The sequence below is a fragment of the Streptomyces sp. TSRI0107 genome (assembly GCF_001905845.1).
Classification (GTDB): Bacteria; Actinomycetota; Actinomycetes; order Streptomycetales; family Streptomycetaceae; genus Streptomyces.
Genome location: NZ_LIVZ01000001.1, coordinates 598,009 through 615,748, shown reverse-complemented (window position 1 = coordinate 615,748; position 17,740 = coordinate 598,009). Strand labels below are relative to the sequence as shown.

Here is a 17,740-nt window from a genome sequence, read left to right as displayed (position 1 = left end):
CGTTACCTCAACCGAATAACCGGAGCAGGCGGGGAGTTACAACCGGAACGCCCCCGGATGGGTCTGCTCCCGCACCGACACGAACTGCTGCCGCACCGCCTGTCCGACCGCCAGTTCCTCGCCGGGCTCCAGCACCTGCGCGACCGCACCCTGCCAGGCCGGCGGGGTGCGCGGGTCGAGGGTGCCCTGTGACACCCCGAGCGCCCAGGCGGCCTGCCGGGCGGCGCCGATCGCCGCGTAGTCGGCGGGCTGCGGTACGACGACCTGCGCGCCGAACAGGGACGGCGCGCAGGCCTGTACGGCGGGCAGCTCGGCCGCCGCGCCCAGCAGGAAGATCCGCCGCACCTCCACACCCCGCCCGCGCAGTACGTCCAGCGCGTCGGCGAGCCCGCACAGCATGCCCTCGAACGCGGCCCGCGCCAGGTGCTCCGGCTTCATCGACTCCCGCCGCAGACCGGCCAGCGTCCCCGCGGTGTGCGGCAGCGCGGGCGTCCGCTCGCCTTCGAGATACGGCAGGAACACGAGGCCGTGGGCGCCGGGCGTCGACTTCAGCGCCAGGTCGGACAGGCTCTCCAGGTCGGGCAGGCCGAGGAGTTCGGCGGTGCCGCGCAGGGTGCGCACGGCGTTCAGGGTCGTCACCACCGGCAGGTGCATGCCGGTCGCGTCGGCCAGCGAGGTGATCGTCCCCGACGGGTCGTGCAGCGCCTCGGGGTGGACGGCCATGACGGAACCGGAGGCTCCGAGCGAGACGACGGCGTCGCCGAACCCGAGGCCCAGGCCGAACGCGGCCGCCATCGTCTCGACGGTCCCCGCGGAGATCAGCAGCCCCTCCGGCGTCGTACCGGCCGCGTCCGAGGGACCGATCACCTCCGGCAGCATGGCCTGGTGGCCGAGCGCCAGCTCCACCAGGTCGGCCCGGTAGCCGCCGGTGGCGGCGGACCAGTAGCCGGTGCCGGAGGCGCCGCCGCGGTCCGTGGTCCGGCGCACCGGCCGGCCGAGCAGCTGCCACACCAGCCAGTCGTGCGCCTGCAGCAGCACCGCGGTGCGGGCGGCGGCCTCCGGCTCGTTCTTCGCCAGCCAGCGCAGTTTGGTCACCGGCTGCGCGGCCTGCGGCACACAGCCGACGGCGTGTGCCCAGGCCTCCCGCCCGCCGAGCGCGTCCACCAGGTCGGCGGCGGCGACCTGCGCCCGCTTGTCCCCGCCGACCAGCGCGGGCCGCACGGTGTTGCCCTGCGCGTCCAGCGGGACCACCGCGTTCGCCTGCGCGGCCACGCCGATCGCCTGCACGCCCTCGAGCAGCCCGCCGCCGGCGGCCTCCCCGAGGGAGAGCAGCCAGGCCTGCGGATCGACGTCACTGGGCCGGCCGCCGTCGGGACTGTCCAGCGGATGGGGGGCATATCCCTGCCTGAGCACGGCCCCCGTGTCCGTGTCGCAGACGACGATACGAGTGAAATCGGGCGAACTGTCCAACCCGGCGACTATCCCCATGTCAGAGATTGTGCCGCAGCGCTGCGCCTGTTCGAGCAGGGGCGGAGGGGCTACGTGTTGCTGGTGCCCCAGTCGTCGTCCGCGCCGTTGTGGACGCTGCGTTCGCGCAGGGTGCGGACGCGGTGGGCCACCGAGTCGGGCATGTGGTCGCCGACCTTGTGGCTGACCACGTGGTACGCCTTGCCGGCGAACTGGCGGCCCTGCTGGGCGGCGCTCTCCGCGGTGTTGCGGACGGCCGGGTTCTGCGCGATCTGCTGGGCCGACTTCCGGAGCTGCTCGTAGCGCTCGCGCCCGGCCCTCGTGCCCAGCACGTAACCCAGAGCGAGGCCGGCGATGAACGTGAGCCGGTAGCGCATGGCGGCCACCCTTTCGTTGCGTAGTCCCGGCACCGCATCGGGCCCGGGGGAACCGATTGGCGGAGCACCCCCCTGCTTGCGCTAATGTATGTGTCGCAGCGAGCGAGCGCCCCCTGGCGAATACCCAGGTAGGCACGTTCGATGCAACGAGGCATTCCTCCGTAGCTCAATTGGCAGAGCAGCCGGCTGTTAACCGGCAGGTTACTGGTTCGAGTCCAGTCGGGGGAGCTCGGTCCTCCGTAGCTCAATTGGCAGAGCAGCCGGCTGTTAACCGGCAGGTTACTGGTTCGAGTCCAGTCGGGGGAGCATGCTGAACGAGGACCCTCCGGGGTCCTTTTTCATGCCCGGTGGAACCGCTCGCGCCGCGGCGGAGTCCTCAAGGTCGTGTGAAGCCGACCATGCCGGAGCAGGAGATCGTATGAGCGGCTATGCTGCGGCAGACGGCGCGCACAAATGTGCGCGACGCGCCGTAAGGGGCGGTAGCTCAGCCGGTTAGAGCAGCGGACTCATAATCCGTCGGCCGTGGGTTCGAGTCCCACCCGCCCCACCGCACAGCACAGGTGCAGAATCGATCTGACCTGTGGGCCTGAAGGGATGGCGGCCGCCACGCCGAGCGTGCGGCCGTCGTTCACCCGCCCGGATCAGCCGCGCGCGGCACCCCCGCCGCCGTGGAACCGGGCGATCGCCGTACGCAGGGCCCTGCCGACGGGTTCCGGCGGGGCCGTGGCGGTGTGTTCGGCGCTCGCGGTGACCGTGGCGGCGATCGTGCGGAGCTTGGTGTTGGAGAGCTGGGACGCCTCACGCAGGATCTGCCAGGCCTCCTCGGACGTGCAGCCGTGGGTGGCCATGAGGATGCCGCGGGCCTGGTCGATCACCGGGCGGGTCGCCATCGCCCGGCGCAGCTGCTCGACCTCCTTGCACAGCTCCCAGAAGTCACGCGGCTGGCCGCGCCAGTTCACGGCGGACACGGGGATCATGTGCCGTTCGCCATGGTCGCGCAGCAGGTCCAGGAAGCCCCTGCCGGCGGTGTCCATGAAGCCCACGCCCGACATGTCCACCTCGATCCGGCGGGTGCCGGCGGGGAGCCGGGCCAGGGCCCGGGCCAGGGTCTCCGCGCAGCCGTGGACGAGTTCACCGCGTGCGGCGAGCACCGCCCGGCCGGTGTCGTCCGTGTGGCCCTCGATGATCAGCGGGTTCGACTCGGCAGTCCTCACAACCGTCCTCGACTCAGCATCGTCCGTTCGGCTCAACCGTTGTCGTCCGTCCTCGCGACACCGTGCGCCTGCCCGGTGTGCGGGGCGGTACACCCCATCCGTGAGGGAGCGGCCGGGAATGACCGGTACTGCGCGCGGGTACGTGCGTTGTCGTCCGAGAGAGTGGGAGGCGGCCGTGCGGTTGACGGTGTCGCCGCTGGCCGAGCGGCGCGGGGCGCGGGCGGCCGGTGAGGTAGGTCTGACCACGCACGCGATCTGGGAGCGTGCCCTGCACCGGGCCGTCCGGGACGGCGAGGGGATGTGCCATCTCGAGCTGGCCGCGGTGACGTTCGTCGACGTCGCCGGTGCCGGGGCGCTGGTGGCCGCCGCCGGGCGGCTGGCCGACGAGCGTATGGTGCTGCACCGGCCGCCGCCCGCGCTGCGCCGCACCCTGGAACTGTTCTGGCCCGACCTGCCGGCGATCGAGGTGTCGATGTCATGAGTACCGATGCCATGGGTGCCGACGCCGTGCACAGCGACGACGACCCGTTCATCCACCCCGCCCTGTTCTACGGCGACGACGAGGAGTACCTGGCGGGCACCGTCCCCTTCGTGCGGGAGGGGCTGGACGCCGGGGAACCGGTCGCGGTGGCCGTGCCCGGGGAGCGGCTGGCGCTGATCCGGGAGGGGCTGGGCGAGGCGGCCGCCGGGGTGCGGCTGCTGGACATGCGGGAGGCGGGCCGCAACCCCGGCCGGATCATCCCCGGTGTGCTGCGCCAGTTCGCCGACGCGCAGCCGCCCGGCCGCCGGGTGCGGATCATCGGGGAGCCGGTCTGGGCGGGCCGCAGCGCGACCGAGTACCCGGCCTGCGTCCAGCACGAGGCGCTCATCAACGCCGCGTTCACCGGCCGTCCGGTGACCATCCTGTGTCCGTACGACGTCAGCCGCCTCCCGGCCGACGTGGTCGCCGACGCCTACGCCACCCATCCCACGGTCGTGGAGGCGGGCACCGGCGGCGCGGGACGGGTCAGTGACGCCTACGACCCCGAAGGCGTCGTCGCCCGCTACAACCGGCCCCTGACCGTCGTCCCGGACGCCCTGGCCGTCGTGTTCGACGCGGAGTCGCTGCCGGAGGCCCGGCACGTCGTCACCGGCGAGGGCGCCCGCCACGGCCTCACCGGCACCCGGCTCGGCGACCTCGCCCTGGTCACCGCCGAGCTGACCACCAACAGCGTGGTGCACGGCGGCGGCACGGGCACCGTGCGGGTGTGGGCGGAGGACGGACACCTGGTGGTCGAGGTGCGCGACAAGGGCAGGCTCACCGACCCGCTCGCCGGACGCCGGCCCGCCCCGCAGACACAGCGCGGCGGACGCGGGCTGCTGCTGGTCAACCTGGTCTCCGACCTCGTACGCACGCACACGGACGACGCGGGCACGACGGTGCGCTGCTGGTTCGCCGTGTGACCGGAGGGCACCGGAAGGACGTGTGAAAGGGCGGCACCCCCGCACAAGGGTGCCGCCCTTTCCTGAGTGACCGGAGCCGTCGCCGATCGGTGAGGGTCGGGTGACAAGCGACGGCTCCGGGGGCCGGGGAGGCCGGGCGGTGGGCCCGGCCTCCGAGTGAGGGTCAGCGGTGGTCGCTGCCCTCCGACGAGGACGCCGCACGGCCGGCCTCCAGGCGGGCGACCGGGATGCGGAACGGGGAGCAGGAGACGTAGTCCAGGCCGACCTCGTGGAAGAAGTGGACGGACTCGGGGTCGCCGCCGTGCTCGCCGCAGACGCCGAGCTTGATGTCCGGGCGGGTCTCACGGCCCGCCTTCGCCGCCTGCTTGACCAGCGAGCCGACGCCGTCCTTGTCGATGGTCTCGAACGGCGAGACTCCGAAGATGCCCTTCTCCAGGTACGCCGTGAAGAACGAGGCCTCCACGTCGTCGCGGCTGAAGCCCCACACCGTCTGGGTCAGGTCGTTGGTGCCGAAGGAGAAGAACTCGGCGGCCTCGGCGATCTGACCGGCCGTCACCGCGGCGCGCGGCAGCTCGATCATCGTGCCGATGGACAGCTTCAGCTCGGTGCCGGTGGCGGCCTCGACCTCTGCGATGACCTGGTCGGCCTCCTCGCGGACGATCTCCAGCTCCTGGACGGTGCCGACAAGCGGGATCATGATCTCGGCGCGCGGGTCGCCCTTGGCGTTCTTGCGCTCGGCGGCCGCCTCGGCGATCGCGCGGACCTGCATGGTGAACAGGCCGGGGATGACGAGGCCCAGGCGCACGCCGCGCAGACCCAGCATCGGGTTCTGCTCGTGCAGGCGGTGCACGGCCTGGAGCAGGCGCAGCTCGTTCTCGTGCGGCTCCTGACGGGACTCGGCGAGGGCCACGCGGACCGACAGCTCGGTGATGTCGGGCAGGAACTCGTGCAGCGGCGGGTCGAGCAGCCGGACGGTGACGGGCAGGCCGTCCATCGCGGAGAACAGCTCCACGAAGTCCTTCTTCTGCAGCGGCAGCAGCTGCGCCAGGGCCTCCTCGCGCTCGGCCTCGGTGTCGGCCAGGATCAGCCGCTCGACCAGCTCGCGCCGGTCGCCGAGGAACATGTGCTCGGTGCGGCACAGGCCGATGCCCTGGGCGCCGAAGCGGCGGGCGCGCAGCGCGTCCTCGGCGTTGTCGGCGTTGGCGCGCACCCGCAGGCGGCGCTTGCGGTCCGCGAACGCCATGATGCGGTGCACGGCCTCGACGAGTTCGTCGGCGTCCTGGGCGCCGGCGTGCATACGGCCCTCGAAGTACTCGACGACCGGGGACGGGACGACCGGGACCTCGCCCAGGTACACCTTGCCCGACGAGCCGTCGATGGAGATCAGGTCGCCTTCCTCCACCACGTGGCCGCCCGGCACCGTCATCCGGCGGCGCTTGGTGTCGACCTCCAGCTCCTCCGCGCCGCAGACACAGGTCTTGCCCATGCCGCGGGCGACGACGGCCGCGTGGGAGGTCTTGCCGCCGCGCGAGGTGAGGATGCCCTCGGCCGCGATCATGCCGTCCAGGTCGTCGGGGTTGGTCTCGCGGCGGATCAGGATGACCTTCTCGCCGGAGCGGGACCACTTCACCGCGGTGTACGAGTCGAAGACCGCCTTGCCGACCGCCGCGCCCGGCGAGGCCGCGATGCCGCGGCCGACCTGCTCGACCTTCGCCTTCTCGTCGAAGCGGGGGAACATCAGCTGGGCGAGCTGGGCGCCGGTGACGCGCTGCAGCGCCTCGGCCTCGTCGATCAGGCCCTGGTCCACCAGCTGGGTCGCGATGCGGAAGGCCGCGCCCGCCGTGCGCTTGCCGACACGGGTCTGGAGCATCCAGAGCTGGCCGCGCTCGATGGTGAACTCGATGTCGCAGAGATCCTTGTAGTGGTTCTCCAGGGTCTCCATGATCTGCATCAGCTGGTCGTACGACTTCTTGTCGATCGACTCCAGCTCCGCCAGCGGGACCGTGTTGCGGATGCCCGCCACGACGTCCTCGCCCTGGGCGTTCTGCAGGTAGTCGCCGTAGACGCCCTGGTGGCCGGAGGCGGGGTCACGGGTGAACGCGACGCCCGTGCCGGAGTCCGGGCCGAGGTTGCCGAAGACCATCGAGCAGACGTTGACGGCGGTGCCGAGGTCGTGCGGGATGCGCTCCTGACGGCGGTACAGCTTGGCGCGGTCGCCGTTCCAGGAGTCGAAGACCGCCTTGATGGCGAGGTCCATCTGCTCGCGCGGGTCCTGCGGGAAGTCGCGGCCCGCCTCCTTCTTGACGATCTTCTTGAAGGCGGTGACGAGCTTCTTGAGGTCGGCGGCCTCCAGCTCGGTGTCGACCGTGACCTTCTTGGCCTCCTTGGCCTTGTCCAGCGCCTCCTCGAAGAGCTCGCCGTCGACGCCGAGGACAGTCTTGCCGAACATCTGGATGAGGCGGCGGTAGGAGTCCCAGGCGAACCGGTCGTCGCCGGCCTGCTTGGCGAGGCCCTGAACCGACTTGTCGGAGAGGCCGATGTTGAGGACGGTGTCCATCATGCCCGGCATGGAGAACTTGGCGCCGGAGCGGACCGACACCAGAAGGGGGTCGTCGGCCTGGCCCAGCTTCTTGCCCATCCGCTGCTCCAGCGCGTCGAGGTGCGCACTCACCTCGTCACGCAGTGCCGCCGGCTCCTCGCCGCTCTCCAGGTAGACCTTGCAGGCCTCCGTGGTGATGGTGAAGCCGGGCGGGACGGGAAGGCCCAGGTTGGTCATCTCGGCGAGGTTCGCGCCCTTGCCGCCGAGGAGGTCCTTGAGGTCCTTGTTGCCCTCGGTGAAGTCGTAGACGAACTTCACGCCCTCAACGCTGCCGGCCTGCTCGGCTACCTGGGGATCTTTGTTTTCCGACACGGGTCTCGACTCCTCGAGGACGCGGTGGCTGCCCTGACGGCGAGGAACATACCCAGATCGAAGGCGCCTGGGTACGTCTACTTGTGCGTCATACGCCTGTAACCACTCGTCCGCCAGCGGATCGAAAGTCAAAGCTTGGTAAGCCGCTGACGGCTTATGTTTTCACTTCTTGAACGCATCCACCTTCACAGAGCGGGTTTTTCGCTCATGTGAGCGGCCTCCGACACGTCTGATTTCGATCGATGAACGATCAAGGGGTGGCACTCAGTGCCACCCCTTGGAGAAGTGCAGTCGCCCATGATCCGCTCATCTGAGCGCAACCCTTATCAAGGGTGGCGAGAATCACGCTGCCACGAGCTGCCGGATTTCACCATCCGGACGCGTATCGAGACGGAAAACCGGACGTCACACGCCCATCGCCCGCAGCCGCTCCTCCACCCGTTCCGGCGCGTACAGGTGCTCCACGACCAGCGCCCCGGCCCCCACCAGCGCCGCCCGCTCCCCCAGCCGCGAGGTGACGACCTCCAGCCGGGCGGTGGAGCGCGGCAGCGCCCGCTGGTACAGCAGCTCCCGCACACCTGTCAGGAAGGGCGTTCCGGCCAGATCTCCGGCGATCATCAGCACACCAGGGTTCAGCAGGGTCACCACCGTCGCCAGCACGTCCCCGACCCTGCGTCCCGCCTCGCGGGCCAGCCCGACCGCCTCGGGGTGCCCGGCCGCCAGCAGGTCCCGTACGTCCGAGCCGGACGCCGCCGGCACCCCGCTCTCGGCGAGCCGCCGGGCGACGGCGCCGCCGCTGGCGACGGCCGCGAGACAGCCGTAGGAGCCGCACCTGCACAGCGCGCCCGCGCCCTCCGGGACCCGGATGTGGCCGATGTCCCCGGCGCCGCCGTCGAAGCCCCGGTAGACCGAGCCGTCGACGACGACTCCGGCGCCGATGCCGGTGGAGACCTTGACGAGGACGAACGCCGAGCAGTCCGGCCAGGACGTGCGCTGTTCGCCGTAGGCCATGAGGTTGGCGTCGTTGTCGACCAGGACGGGCACCTCGGCGGTGCCGGTGTGGTCGGTGAAGGCCCTGGCCAGGCGGCCCCTTATGTCGTAGCCGTCCCAGCCGGGCATGATCGGCGGCTGGACGACCCGGCCGGTGCCGTTGTCGACCGGGCCCGGCACGGCCAGCCCGATGCCGCAGACCATGTCGGCCCGGTGCCCGGCCTTCTCCAGCAGTTCGGCGAACCAGCGGCCCAGCTCGCCGAGGACCGCCTCGGGGCCGTCCTCGATGACCAGGGTGCCGGTGTGCTCGGCGTGGATCTCGCCGGTGAGCGAGAGGACGGCGGCGCGGGCGTGCCGGGTGTCGAGGTCGGCGGCGAGGACCACGGCGTGTTCGTCGTCGAACTCCAGGGTGATGGACGGGCGGCCGCCCAGCGGGGAGTCCACGGGTCCGCCGGCGCCCTCGCGCAGCCAGCCCGCCCGGAACAGCCGGTCCAGGCGCTGGCCGACGGTGGCCCGGGACAGCCCGGTGGCCTGCTGGAGCGCGCCCCGTGTGGTGGCGCGGCCGCTGCGCACCAGCTCGAGCAGATCGCCGGCGCTCGCCTGGCCGCCGCCCTTTCCGGTCCTTCCCGGCCGTCCGGTCATGCGCACCCCCTTGTGTTTCTCAAGCCTGCATTACATATTGAGTTTTGCGTGTTAAATAGACGTAACTCTATGGTGGCCAAGACCGAACCGGTCGGCCGGACGCCTTTCGGGGAGCCCCGAGTGGATCGCACCGCCCAACTGACCGTCCCCGGCGCCGAGCGCGCCGTCGCATACGATCCGCCGCCGGGCCGGCACGCGCCGCCGCACGCCGGCGCCGCCCGGGTCCTGGAGCAGAACTGGACGGGCACCTCCACCGTGCCCTCACACAGCCTGTACCCGCACCAGTGGTCGTGGGACTCCGCGTTCATCGCGATCGGGCTGCGGCACCTGTCCCCGTCACGGGCGCAGACGGAGCTGGAGACACTGCTCGCCGCCCAGTGGCGCGACGGGCGGATCCCGCACATCGTCTTCAACCCCTCCGTCCCGCTCGACGCCTACTTCCCGAGCCCCGACTTCTGGCGCTCGTCGGTGGCGGGGCGCGCCGCGGGCGCCCCGCGCACCGTACAGACGTCGGGCATCGTGCAGCCACCGGTGCACGCGCTGGCCGCGTGGCTGGTGCACCGCGCCGATCCGGTGCTGTCGCGGGCGCGCGGCTTCCTCGCCGGGGTGTATCCGCGGCTGGCGGCCTGGCACCGCTATCTGCTGCACCGGCGCGACCTGGGCGGCGGCGGGCTCGCCTCGGTCGTCCACCCGTGGGAGCAGGGCATGGACAACAGCCCCTGCTGGGACACCCCGCTGGCCCGGGTCACCCCGGCCCCGGCCCGCTCCTTCCGCCGCGCCGACCTCGACCACGGCGCCGCCGAGGACCGGCCGACGGACCTGGACTACGGCCGCTACGTACGGCTGGCGGCGGACTACCGGGACCGGGGGTACAGGGACGGGGCGGGTGGGGGGCAGGGGGACGGGGCGGGTGGGAGGCACGGGGACGGGGCGGGTGGGAGGCACGGGGACGGTCCCGGCGACTTCGCCGTGGAGGACCCGGCGTTCAACGCCCTGCTCATCGCCTCCGAGCACGCGCTGGCCCGGATCGCCGCGGAACTGGGCGCCCCCGGCACCGCCCGCCGCGCCCGCGCGGAACGGCTGACGCAGGCGCTGGTCGACCGGCTCTACGACCCCGGGCGCTCGATGTTCTTCTGCCGCGACGTCCGCACCGGTGAGCTCGTCCCCGAGCGCGGCGTGTCCGGCCTGATCCCGCTGCTCCTGCCCACCCTGCCCCGCGCCGTCGCCGACGCCCTGGTGCGCACCCTCACCGGCCCGCACTTCGGCCTCGGCGACACCACCCGGCTGGTGCCGAGCTACGACCTGCTCGGCGAGGCCTTCGACCGGCACCGGTACTGGCGGGGCCCGGCCTGGTTCAACACGAGCTGGCTGGTGGAGCGGGGGCTGCGCGTCCACGGCGAGCGGGAGCGGGCCGACGCGCTGCGCACGGCGATCGTCGACCTCGCGGACACCTCCGGGTTCGCCGAGTACGTGGACCCGTACACCGGCGAGGCCTGCGGCACAACCGGCTTCGGCTGGACCGCCGCCCTCGCCCTCGACCTGTCGTACGACCAGACCGCCAGCAGTGAACTCAGGGGAGGGGACCGAGGATGACGGACCGGCATCATCCGCTCGTGCACGGCGGGACGTTCGCCGCCGTGGGCGACGGCGGCGACATCAGTGGCGTCCGCGGCGGCGGCACGGGGCGGCCCGGCCTCCCCGACGGGCTGTTCGTGCGGGACGCCCGGCATCTGAGCCGGTGGCAGCTCACCGTCGACGGCGCGGTGCCGGAGACGCTGTCCCCGGTGGGCGACGGGGACACCGCGCGCTGTGTCCTGGTCCCGCGCGGCGGCCGTCAGGAGCCGCCGGCCTACACGCTCTTCCGGGAACAGGCCGTCGGCGACAGCTCGTTCGTGGAGCGGCTGCGCGTCACCAGCAACCGGCCGGTGCCGACCACGGTCCGGCTCGCCGTCACCGCCGACGCGGACTTCACCGACCAGTTCGAGCTGCGCTCCGACCACCGCACCTACCCCAAGCCGGGTGCCGTCCGCCGCCGCGTCGTCCTCGGCCACGGGCTGGAGTTCACCTACCAGCGCGGCGAGTGGCGGTCGTGCACGACGGTCACGGCGGACCCCTCCCCGGACGCGGTGGAGGAGACCGGCACCGGCGCCCGGCGCCTGGTGTGGACCCTCGAACTGGAGCCGCACGGCACGGCCGAGCTGGCCCTGCGGGTGATGGCCCGCCCGCACGGCGAGCGGCGGGCGCTGCGCGTGCCCCGCTCCCCCGCCGCCGTCGGCGAGCAGCTCGCCGCGCTGGAGGAGCGGTTCGTGGAGGGCGTGGCGTTCCCGACGGGCCGGCCGGAGCTGGCGGCGGCCTGTGCGCGCGGTCTCGCGGACCTCGCGGCGCTGCAGATCCCGGCGACCGGCCCGGACGGCGAGGATCTGCGGGTCCCGGCGGCCGGCGCGCCCTGGTTCCTGGCGCTGCTGGGCCGGGACGCCCTGCTGACCGCCCTGTTCGCGCTGCCGTACCGCCCGCAGCTGGCGGCGGCCGTGCTGCCCGCGCTCGCCGCGACCCAGGCCGCCGAGGCGCACCCGGGTTCGGTGGCGCAGCCGGGCAAGATCGTGCACGAGGTGCGGTACGGCGAGCTGGCGCACTTCGGGCAGGTGCCGTTCGGCCGTTACTACGGCTCGGTGGACGCCACCCCGCTCTTCCTGGTGCTGCTCGGCGCGTACGTCGAGCAGACCGGGGACACGGCCCTGGCCCGCCGTCTGGAGCCGCACGCCCGCGCGGCGGTCGGCTGGATGCTGGACCACGGCGGGCTGACCTCGCGCGGCTATCTCGTCTACCGCGCCGACCAGGGCGGCCTCGTCAACCAGAACTGGAAGGACTCCCCCGGCGCGATCTGCTGGGCCGACGGCACCCGGGCCAGCGGCCCGGTGATGGCGGCGGGCGCGCAGGGCTACGCGTACGACGCGCTGCGCCGCACGGCCCAGCTGGCCCGCGCGATCTGGGCGGACGCCACCTACGCGGCGCTGCTGGAGCAGGCGGCCGGTGATCTGCGGGACCGCTTCCAGCGGGAGTTCTGGATGCCGGACCGGTCCTTCCCGGCGCTGGCGCTGGACGGCGAGGGGCATCAGGTGGACGCGCTCGCCTCGGACGCCGGGCATCTGCTGTGGTCGGGGCTGCTGGACAAGGAGTACGGGGAGGTCGTCGGGCGGCGGCTGGTCGAGGAGGACTTCTTCTCCGGCTGGGGTGTGCGCACTCTGGCGGCGGGCCAGCCGGCGTACCACCCGCTGTCGTACCACCGGGGTTCGGTGTGGCCGCACGACAACGCGCTGATCGCCCTCGGTCTGGCCCGCTACGGCCTGCACGACGAGGCCCGCACGGTGGCGAACGCGCTGGTCGACGCGGCGAGCGCGTGTGGCGGCCGGCTGCCGGAGGTGCTGGCGGGGTACGGGCGTGACATCCATTCCGAGCCGGTGCCGTACCCGCACGCGTGTGTGCGGGAGTCGCGGTCCGCGGCCGCGCCTCTCGCGTTGCTGACCGCGGTGGGGGGCGTCTGAGGGTTCGGGGGCGTCGCGTTGAACGCCGGGTGGGAACGGGCCGTACGTCATGGCGGCGGACCCGTTTCCCCCACGCCGGGTCCGCCGCCAGACCCGTGCGTACGGAAGGACTCTGGGTGTCCGTCTTCACCCGATGGCGTGCTGCTCACCCCACCGCCACTCGCGTACTGGACCGGACACTCACCGTCCTGTCCGTCGCGCTCGTGCTGTTCGCCCTGCTGCTGCCGAACACCGTGCGGGCGTTGACCCCCGAGGCGTTCCTCCGCATCCCCGTGGAGGCGATCGTCGGGGCCGCGCTGCTGCTGGCGCTGCCGCGCCGGCCCCGGCTGGCGGCGGCGGTGTGCGCCGGGCTGGCGCTGGCCGCCCTGACCGTGCTGAACCTGCTGGACATGGGGTTCCAGGAGTACCTGGGCCGGGGCTTCAACCTGGTCCTGGACTGGGAACTCCTCGACGACGCGCAGTCGTACGCCGGGGACACGATGGGCGAGGCGGGCGCGCTCGCGCTGGCCGTCGGGGCGGTCGTCCTCGTGCTGCTGCTGTGCGCGCTGCTCACGCTGTCCGTGGTCCGGGTGGCGGGGCTGCTGGTCCGGCATCGCACGGTCGCCGTGCGGTCGACGCTGGCCGCCACCGTCGTATGGACCGTGACGGGCGCGCTGGGCGTGCAGCTCGCCGGGGCGCCGGTCGTCTCCGACCACGCGTCGGCACTGGTGCGCGGCCAGACGGAACGGGTGCGGGCCACGCTGCGGGACGAGGCCGCGTTCGCGCGGGAGGCGAAGTCGGACGCGTTCGGCGCGACCCCGCCCGCGGAGCTCGTCCCGGATCTGCGCGGCAAGGACATGATCTTCACGTTCATCGAGAGCTACGGCCGCAGCGCGATCGAGGACCCGGCGATCCGGCCCGGCGTCCACCGCACCCTGGACGCGAGCACCGAGGAGCTGGCGAAGGCGGGGTTCCGGGCGAAGAGCGGCTGGCTGACGTCGGCGACGTACGGCGGCAGCAGCTGGCTCGGCCACTCCACCTTCCTGTCGGGCCTGTGGATCGCCAACCAGCAGCGGTACCGCACGGCGACGTCCAGCGACCACCTCACGCTCACCAGGGCGTTCCAGAAGACGGGGGCGTGGCGGACGGTCGGGGTCATGCCGGGGGTGCAGAAGGCCTGGCCGGAGGCGGAGTTCTACGGCCTCGACAAGGTCTACAACGCGTTCCAGCTCGGCTACCGGGGGCCGAAGTTCAGCTGGTCGACGATGCCGGACCAGTACGCGCTGGAGGCGTTCCAGCGGCTTGAGCACGGCAGGAAGCGGGACAAGCCGCTGATGGCGGAGGTCATCCTCACCTCCAGCCACCAGCCGTGGGCGCCGATCCCGGAGATGGTCGGCTGGGACGAGCTGGGCGACGGGCGGATCTTCGAGGGCATCGAGAAGCGGGGCGCCGACCCGGCGGACGTGGTCGCCAGCTCCGCGCGCTCCAAGGAGGAGTACGGCAAGTCGGTCCAGTACTCGGTGACCAGCCTCACCCAGTGGCTGCGGCGCTACGGCGGTGACGACACCGTCCTGGTCTTCCTCGGCGACCACCAGCCGATCGCCCGGGTCAGCGGCGACGACGCGAGCCGGGACGTGCCGGTGTCGATCGTCGCCAAGGATCCAAGGGTGCTGGAGAAGATCGCCGACTGGGGCTGGACGGACGGTCTGGAACCGGCCGGGGACGCGCCGGTGTGGAAGATGAGCGCGTTCCGGGACCGGTTCCTGACGGCGTACGGCTCGACGCCCTCGGGGAAGAACGGCTGATCAGCCGCCGGAGGTGTCCAGCTCCGCGTCCTCGCCGACGCCCGCGCAGTCGTACGGGTCCTTCAGCCAGCCGTCGGGCAGTACGACCCGGTTGTTGCCGGAGGTGCGGCCGCGGGGGCCGTCGGCGCCGGCCGGCCAGGACTGGTCGAGGTCCAGCTCGTCGAGCCCGGCGCGCAGCTCCTCCAGGGAGGAGGTGACGGCGAGCCGCTTGCGCATCTCGGAGCCGACCGCGAAGCCCTTGAGGTACCAGGCGACGTGCTTGCGGAAGTCGACGACGCCTTTGGACTCGTCGCCGATCCACTCGCCGAGCAGGCGGGCGTGCCGGACCATGACGTCGGCGACCTCGCGGAGCGCGGGCCTGCGGCTGCCTCCATCAGTGCCTCCGGCACGGGCGTCCCGGCCTTCGAAGGCGGCCACCAGGTCGGCGAACAGCCACGGCCGGCCCAGGCAGCCGCGCCCGACGACGACGCCGTCGCAGCCGGTCTCGCGGACCATCCGCAGCGCGTCCTCGGCCGACCAGATGTCACCGTTGCCGAGCACCGGGATCTCCGGGACGTGCTCCTTCAGCCGGGCGATGGCGTCCCAGTCGGCGGTGCCGCCGTAGTGCTGGGCGGCGGTGCGGCCGTGCAGGGCGATGGCGGTGACGCCCTCCTCGACGGCGATCCGGCCGGCGTCGAGGTAGGTGATGTGGTCGTCGTCGATGCCCTTGCGCATCTTCATGGTGACGGGGAGGTCCCCGGCGCCGCTGACGGCCTCGCGGAGGATCGCGCGGAGCAGGTTGCGCTTGTACGGGAGGGCGGAGCCGCCGCCCTTGCGGGTGACCTTCGGGACCGGGCAGCCGAAGTTGAGGTCGATGTGGTCGGCGAGGCCCTCCTCCGCGATCATGCGGACGGCCTTGCCGACGGTGGCCGGGTCCACGCCGTACAGCTGGATGGAGCGGGGCTGCTCGGTGGGGTCGAAGGTGACCAGCTGCATGGTCTTCTCGTTGCGTTCGACCAGCGCCCGGGTGGTGATCATCTCGCTGACGAACAGCCCCTTGCCGCCGCTGAACTCCCTGCACAGGGTGCGGAAGGGCGCGTTGGTGATGCCCGCCATGGGGGCCAGGACGACGGGCGGCTGAACGGTGTGCGGACCGATCCGCAGCGGCTGTGTGGGCGTGGACATTCCTCCATTGTGCCGCGCAATGAGCCTGACAAATTCTTTAGTTAGCCGCACTATTGAACTCGTCGTACGATGGACGCATGCCCGAGCTCAGCCCCCGCCGACGTCTGCTCGTGCTCGCGATCTGCTGTATGAGCCTGCTGATCGTGAGCCTCGACAACACCGTGCTGAACGTAGCGCTCCCCGTCATCCAGCGCGACCTGCACGCCTCCACGGCAGGTCTGCAGTGGACGATCGACGCCTACACCCTGGTGCTGGCCGTGCTGCTGATGCTCGCCGGGTCCACGGCCGACCGGATCGGCCGCAAGCGGGTCTTCCTGGCCGGGCTGGTCGTCTTCACCATCGGCTCCGCGCTGTGCTCCGTCGCGCCGAACCTGGACGCGCTGATCGCGTTCCGGATGGTCCAGGCGGTGGGCGGCTCCATGCTCAACCCGGTCGCCATGTCGATCATCACCAACACCTTCACGGACCCCCGCGAGCGGGCCCGCGCGATCGGGGTCTGGGGCGCGGTGGTCGGCATCTCGATGGCCGCCGGGCCGCTGGTCGGCGGACTGCTGGTGGAGTCGGTGGGCTGGCGGGCGATCTTCTGGATCAACCTGCCGGTGGGGCTCGCCGCCCTGCTGCTGACCCTGCGGTACGTGCCGGAGTCCCGGGCGGCGAAGGCCCGCCGGATGGACCCCGTCGGACAGCTGCTGGTGATCGTGCTGTTCGGCGGACTGACGTACGCGATCATCGAGGCGCCCGCGGCCGGGCTCGCGGCGGTGCTGCCGTTCGCGGTGGTGGCGGCGGCCGCGCTGATCGGGCTGCTGGTGTACGAGCCCCGGCGTGCCGAACCCCTCATCGACCTGCGCTTCTTCCGGTCGGCTCCGTTCAGCGGGGCGACGGTGATCGCGACAGCGGCGTTCGCCGCGCTGGGCGGGTTCCTCTTCCTGTCCACGCTGTACCTGCAGAACGTCCGCGGGCTGGACGCGCTGCACGCCGGACTGTGGATGCTGCCGATGGCCGTACCGACCTTCCTGTGCGCACCCCTGTCCGGCCGTCTGGTCGGCAGCCGGGGCCCGCGGCTGCCCCTGCTGATCGCGGGCGTCGCCATGACGGCCAGCGCGGTGCTCTTCGCGGCGTTCGCGGCGGAGACGTCGAACACCGGGCTCTTCTTCGGCTACCTCCTGTTCGGCGTGGGCTTCGGCTTCGTGAACGCGCCGATCACCAACACGGCGGTGTCGGGCATGCCGCGCGCCCAGGCCGGTGTGGCCGCCGCCATCGCCTCCACCAGCCGTCAGCTCGGCCAGACACTCGGGGTCGCCGTGGTGGGCGCGGTCCTCGCGGCGGGCGTGGGCGCCTCGGCGTACCGGGACGCGTTCGTCACGGCGGCCGTACCCGGCTGGTGGATCCTCGCCGGGTGCGGGCTGGTGGTACTGCTGCTGGGCGCGCTCACCACGGGGCGCTGGGCCCGCGGGACCGCGGAGCGGGCGGCCGAGAGGCTGGCGTCCGAGGAGATCCGGGAGGCGGCGAGGACGTCCGCGTGAGGGGTCGCCGCGCCGGGGACACGCCCGGGGACGCGCCTCAGGGGGTGTCGTGTACCGCGGTTTCCCGTATCGCGGTCCGCAGCCCCCGCACCACCAGCTCCACCACGGCCTCGAACTCCGTCTCGACGCCGGGACGCTCCCACTCCTCGGCGTAGCACGGGTCGTGGAAGCGGCCGGTGGCGTGGAAGACCGCGCGGGCGGTGGTGGCGGGGTCGGCGGCGGTGAGGGTGCCGGTCTCGACGCCGGCGCGGATGATCGCGGTCAGCTGGGCGGTGAGGTCGGCGATGTGCTCGGGGACCGCCTCGCCGCTCTCGCCGGTCAGGACCATGTACGTGGCGAACAGCTCGGGGTCGTCGCCCGCCTTGCGGCGCTTGGCGTCGAACAGGGCCCGCAGCCAGGCCCGCAGCCGCTCCTCCGGGTCACGGTCCGCGGCGGCGATACCGGCCAGCGCCTCGGACGTACGGTCCAGCCAGCGCTTCGTCACGGCCTCCCGCAGGGCCGCCTTGGTGCGGAAGTGCCGGTAGACGCTGCCGTGGCTGACGCCGAGCGCGCGGGCCACGTCCAGCACGGTGGCCTTGGCCGGGCCGTGGCGGCGCAGCACCTCCTCGGTGGCCTCGAGGATGCGCTCGGCGGTCAGGGTCTCGCTGGTCGGTGCCATGAGGTGACGGTACCTGGCGGGTGGT

13 protein-coding genes and 3 tRNA genes are annotated in these 17,740 nt (G+C 72.5%); 9 read left to right on the top strand and 7 right to left on the bottom strand.

What is annotated here, in order from left to right:
- Positions 1-36: 36 nt before the first annotated feature.
- Positions 37-1,488: a xylulokinase gene (locus AMK31_RS02705; RefSeq protein ID WP_073938660.1), complete on the bottom strand. Its 1,452-nt coding sequence runs from the start codon at positions 1,486-1,488 to the stop codon at positions 37-39.
- Between the two features lie 50 nt (positions 1,489-1,538).
- On the bottom strand, positions 1,539-1,844 hold the full coding sequence (locus tag AMK31_RS02700) for a hypothetical protein (protein WP_073938659.1): 306 nt from the start codon (positions 1,842-1,844) through the stop codon (positions 1,539-1,541).
- A 155-nt stretch (positions 1,845-1,999) separates the two neighbouring features.
- On the opposite strand from AMK31_RS02700, the gene AMK31_RS02695 reads away from it, so the two are divergent.
- The 3 genes from AMK31_RS02695 to AMK31_RS02685 all read left to right on the top strand — a co-directional run bounded on the left by AMK31_RS02695 (position 2,000) and on the right by AMK31_RS02685 (position 2,391).
- Positions 2,000-2,072: transfer RNA gene (locus tag AMK31_RS02695), tRNA-Asn, on the top strand.
- A gap of 5 nt (positions 2,073-2,077) precedes the next feature.
- A tRNA-Asn gene (locus tag AMK31_RS02690) sits at positions 2,078-2,150 on the top strand.
- A gap of 167 nt (positions 2,151-2,317) precedes the next feature.
- Positions 2,318-2,391 (top strand) — tRNA-Ile (locus AMK31_RS02685).
- Between the two features lie 94 nt (positions 2,392-2,485).
- Here AMK31_RS02685 and AMK31_RS02680 read toward each other — a convergent pair.
- Positions 2,486-3,058, bottom strand: a complete 573-nt coding sequence (locus AMK31_RS02680; protein ID WP_073938658.1) for an ANTAR domain-containing protein — start codon at positions 3,056-3,058, stop codon at positions 2,486-2,488.
- Positions 3,059-3,233: 175 nt separating this feature from the next.
- Between AMK31_RS02680 and AMK31_RS02675 the strand changes: the two genes are divergently transcribed.
- Both AMK31_RS02675 and AMK31_RS02670 read left to right on the top strand, forming a co-directional pair.
- Positions 3,234-3,539 carry an STAS domain-containing protein gene (locus AMK31_RS02675; RefSeq protein ID WP_241842509.1) on the top strand — a complete coding sequence of 102 codons (306 nt, stop codon included), beginning with the start codon at positions 3,234-3,236 and terminating at the stop codon, positions 3,537-3,539.
- A complete protein-coding gene (locus tag AMK31_RS02670; protein WP_241842508.1) occupies positions 3,536-4,501 on the top strand; it encodes a sensor histidine kinase in 966 nt (321 codons plus the stop codon). The genes AMK31_RS02675 and AMK31_RS02670 overlap by 4 nt, the downstream gene beginning before the upstream one ends.
- Before the next feature lie 163 nt (positions 4,502-4,664).
- Here AMK31_RS02670 and ppdK read toward each other — a convergent pair whose 3' ends face one another.
- Together ppdK and AMK31_RS02660 are read right to left on the bottom strand one after the other, a co-directional pair.
- Positions 4,665-7,412 (bottom strand): pyruvate, phosphate dikinase, encoded by a 2,748-nt coding sequence (gene ppdK / locus AMK31_RS02665; protein WP_073938655.1) that lies wholly within the window; start codon positions 7,410-7,412, stop codon positions 4,665-4,667.
- A 405-nt stretch (positions 7,413-7,817) separates the two neighbouring features.
- Positions 7,818-9,044, bottom strand: coding sequence for an ROK family protein (locus AMK31_RS02660; RefSeq protein WP_198948403.1), 1,227 nt, complete (start codon positions 9,042-9,044; stop codon positions 7,818-7,820).
- Positions 9,045-9,164: 120 nt separating this feature from the next.
- On the opposite strand from AMK31_RS02660, the gene AMK31_RS02655 reads away from it, so the two are divergent.
- From AMK31_RS02655 to AMK31_RS02645, 3 genes are all read left to right on the top strand, one after another.
- Positions 9,165-10,637: an MGH1-like glycoside hydrolase domain-containing protein gene (locus tag AMK31_RS02655; protein WP_073938966.1), complete on the top strand. Its 1,473-nt coding sequence runs from the start codon at positions 9,165-9,167 to the stop codon at positions 10,635-10,637.
- Positions 10,634-12,586: an amylo-alpha-1,6-glucosidase gene (locus AMK31_RS02650; RefSeq protein ID WP_073938653.1), complete on the top strand. Its 1,953-nt coding sequence runs from the start codon at positions 10,634-10,636 to the stop codon at positions 12,584-12,586. The genes AMK31_RS02655 and AMK31_RS02650 overlap by 4 nt, the downstream gene beginning before the upstream one ends.
- A gap of 116 nt (positions 12,587-12,702) precedes the next feature.
- Positions 12,703-14,370, top strand: coding sequence for a CDP-alcohol phosphatidyltransferase (locus AMK31_RS02645; RefSeq protein ID WP_241842507.1), 1,668 nt, complete (start codon positions 12,703-12,705; stop codon positions 14,368-14,370).
- On the opposite strand, the gene dusB is transcribed toward AMK31_RS02645, so the two are convergent.
- Positions 14,371-15,534 carry a tRNA dihydrouridine synthase DusB gene (gene dusB / locus AMK31_RS02640; RefSeq protein WP_073938651.1) on the bottom strand — a complete coding sequence of 388 codons (1,164 nt, stop codon included), beginning with the start codon at positions 15,532-15,534 and terminating at the stop codon, positions 14,371-14,373.
- Positions 15,535-15,611: 77 nt separating this feature from the next.
- Between dusB and AMK31_RS02635 the strand changes: the two genes are divergently transcribed.
- Positions 15,612-17,057, top strand: coding sequence for a DHA2 family efflux MFS transporter permease subunit (locus AMK31_RS02635; protein ID WP_073938650.1), 1,446 nt, complete (start codon positions 15,612-15,614; stop codon positions 17,055-17,057).
- Positions 17,058-17,094: 37 nt separating this feature from the next.
- Here the strand turns inward: AMK31_RS02635 and AMK31_RS02630 are convergent, their stop codons facing one another.
- Positions 17,095-17,715, bottom strand: a complete 621-nt coding sequence (locus AMK31_RS02630) for a TetR family transcriptional regulator (RefSeq protein WP_073938649.1) — start codon at positions 17,713-17,715, stop codon at positions 17,095-17,097.
- Positions 17,716-17,740: the final 25 nt, after the last annotated feature.

Excerpts from the sequence above, each read along its gene's own strand:
- AMK31_RS02630 (WP_073938649.1), bottom strand. The coding sequence starts at position 17,715 with ATGGCACCGACCAGCGAGACCCTGACCGCCGAGCGCATCCTCGAGGCC.
- dusB (WP_073938651.1), bottom strand. The coding sequence starts at position 15,534 with ATGTCCACGCCCACACAGCCGCTGCGGATCGGTCCGCACACCGTTCAG.
- AMK31_RS02705 (WP_073938660.1), bottom strand. The coding sequence starts at position 1,488 with ATGGGGATAGTCGCCGGGTTGGACAGTTCGCCCGATTTCACTCGTATC.
- AMK31_RS02670 (WP_241842508.1), top strand. The coding sequence starts at position 3,536 with ATGAGTACCGATGCCATGGGTGCCGACGCCGTGCACAGCGACGACGAC.
- AMK31_RS02700 (WP_073938659.1), bottom strand. The coding sequence starts at position 1,844 with ATGCGCTACCGGCTCACGTTCATCGCCGGCCTCGCTCTGGGTTACGTG.
- AMK31_RS02650 (WP_073938653.1), top strand. The coding sequence starts at position 10,634 with ATGACGGACCGGCATCATCCGCTCGTGCACGGCGGGACGTTCGCCGCC.
- AMK31_RS02635 (WP_073938650.1), top strand. The coding sequence starts at position 15,612 with ATGCCCGAGCTCAGCCCCCGCCGACGTCTGCTCGTGCTCGCGATCTGC.
- AMK31_RS02660 (WP_198948403.1), bottom strand. The coding sequence starts at position 9,044 with ATGACCGGACGGCCGGGAAGGACCGGAAAGGGCGGCGGCCAGGCGAGC.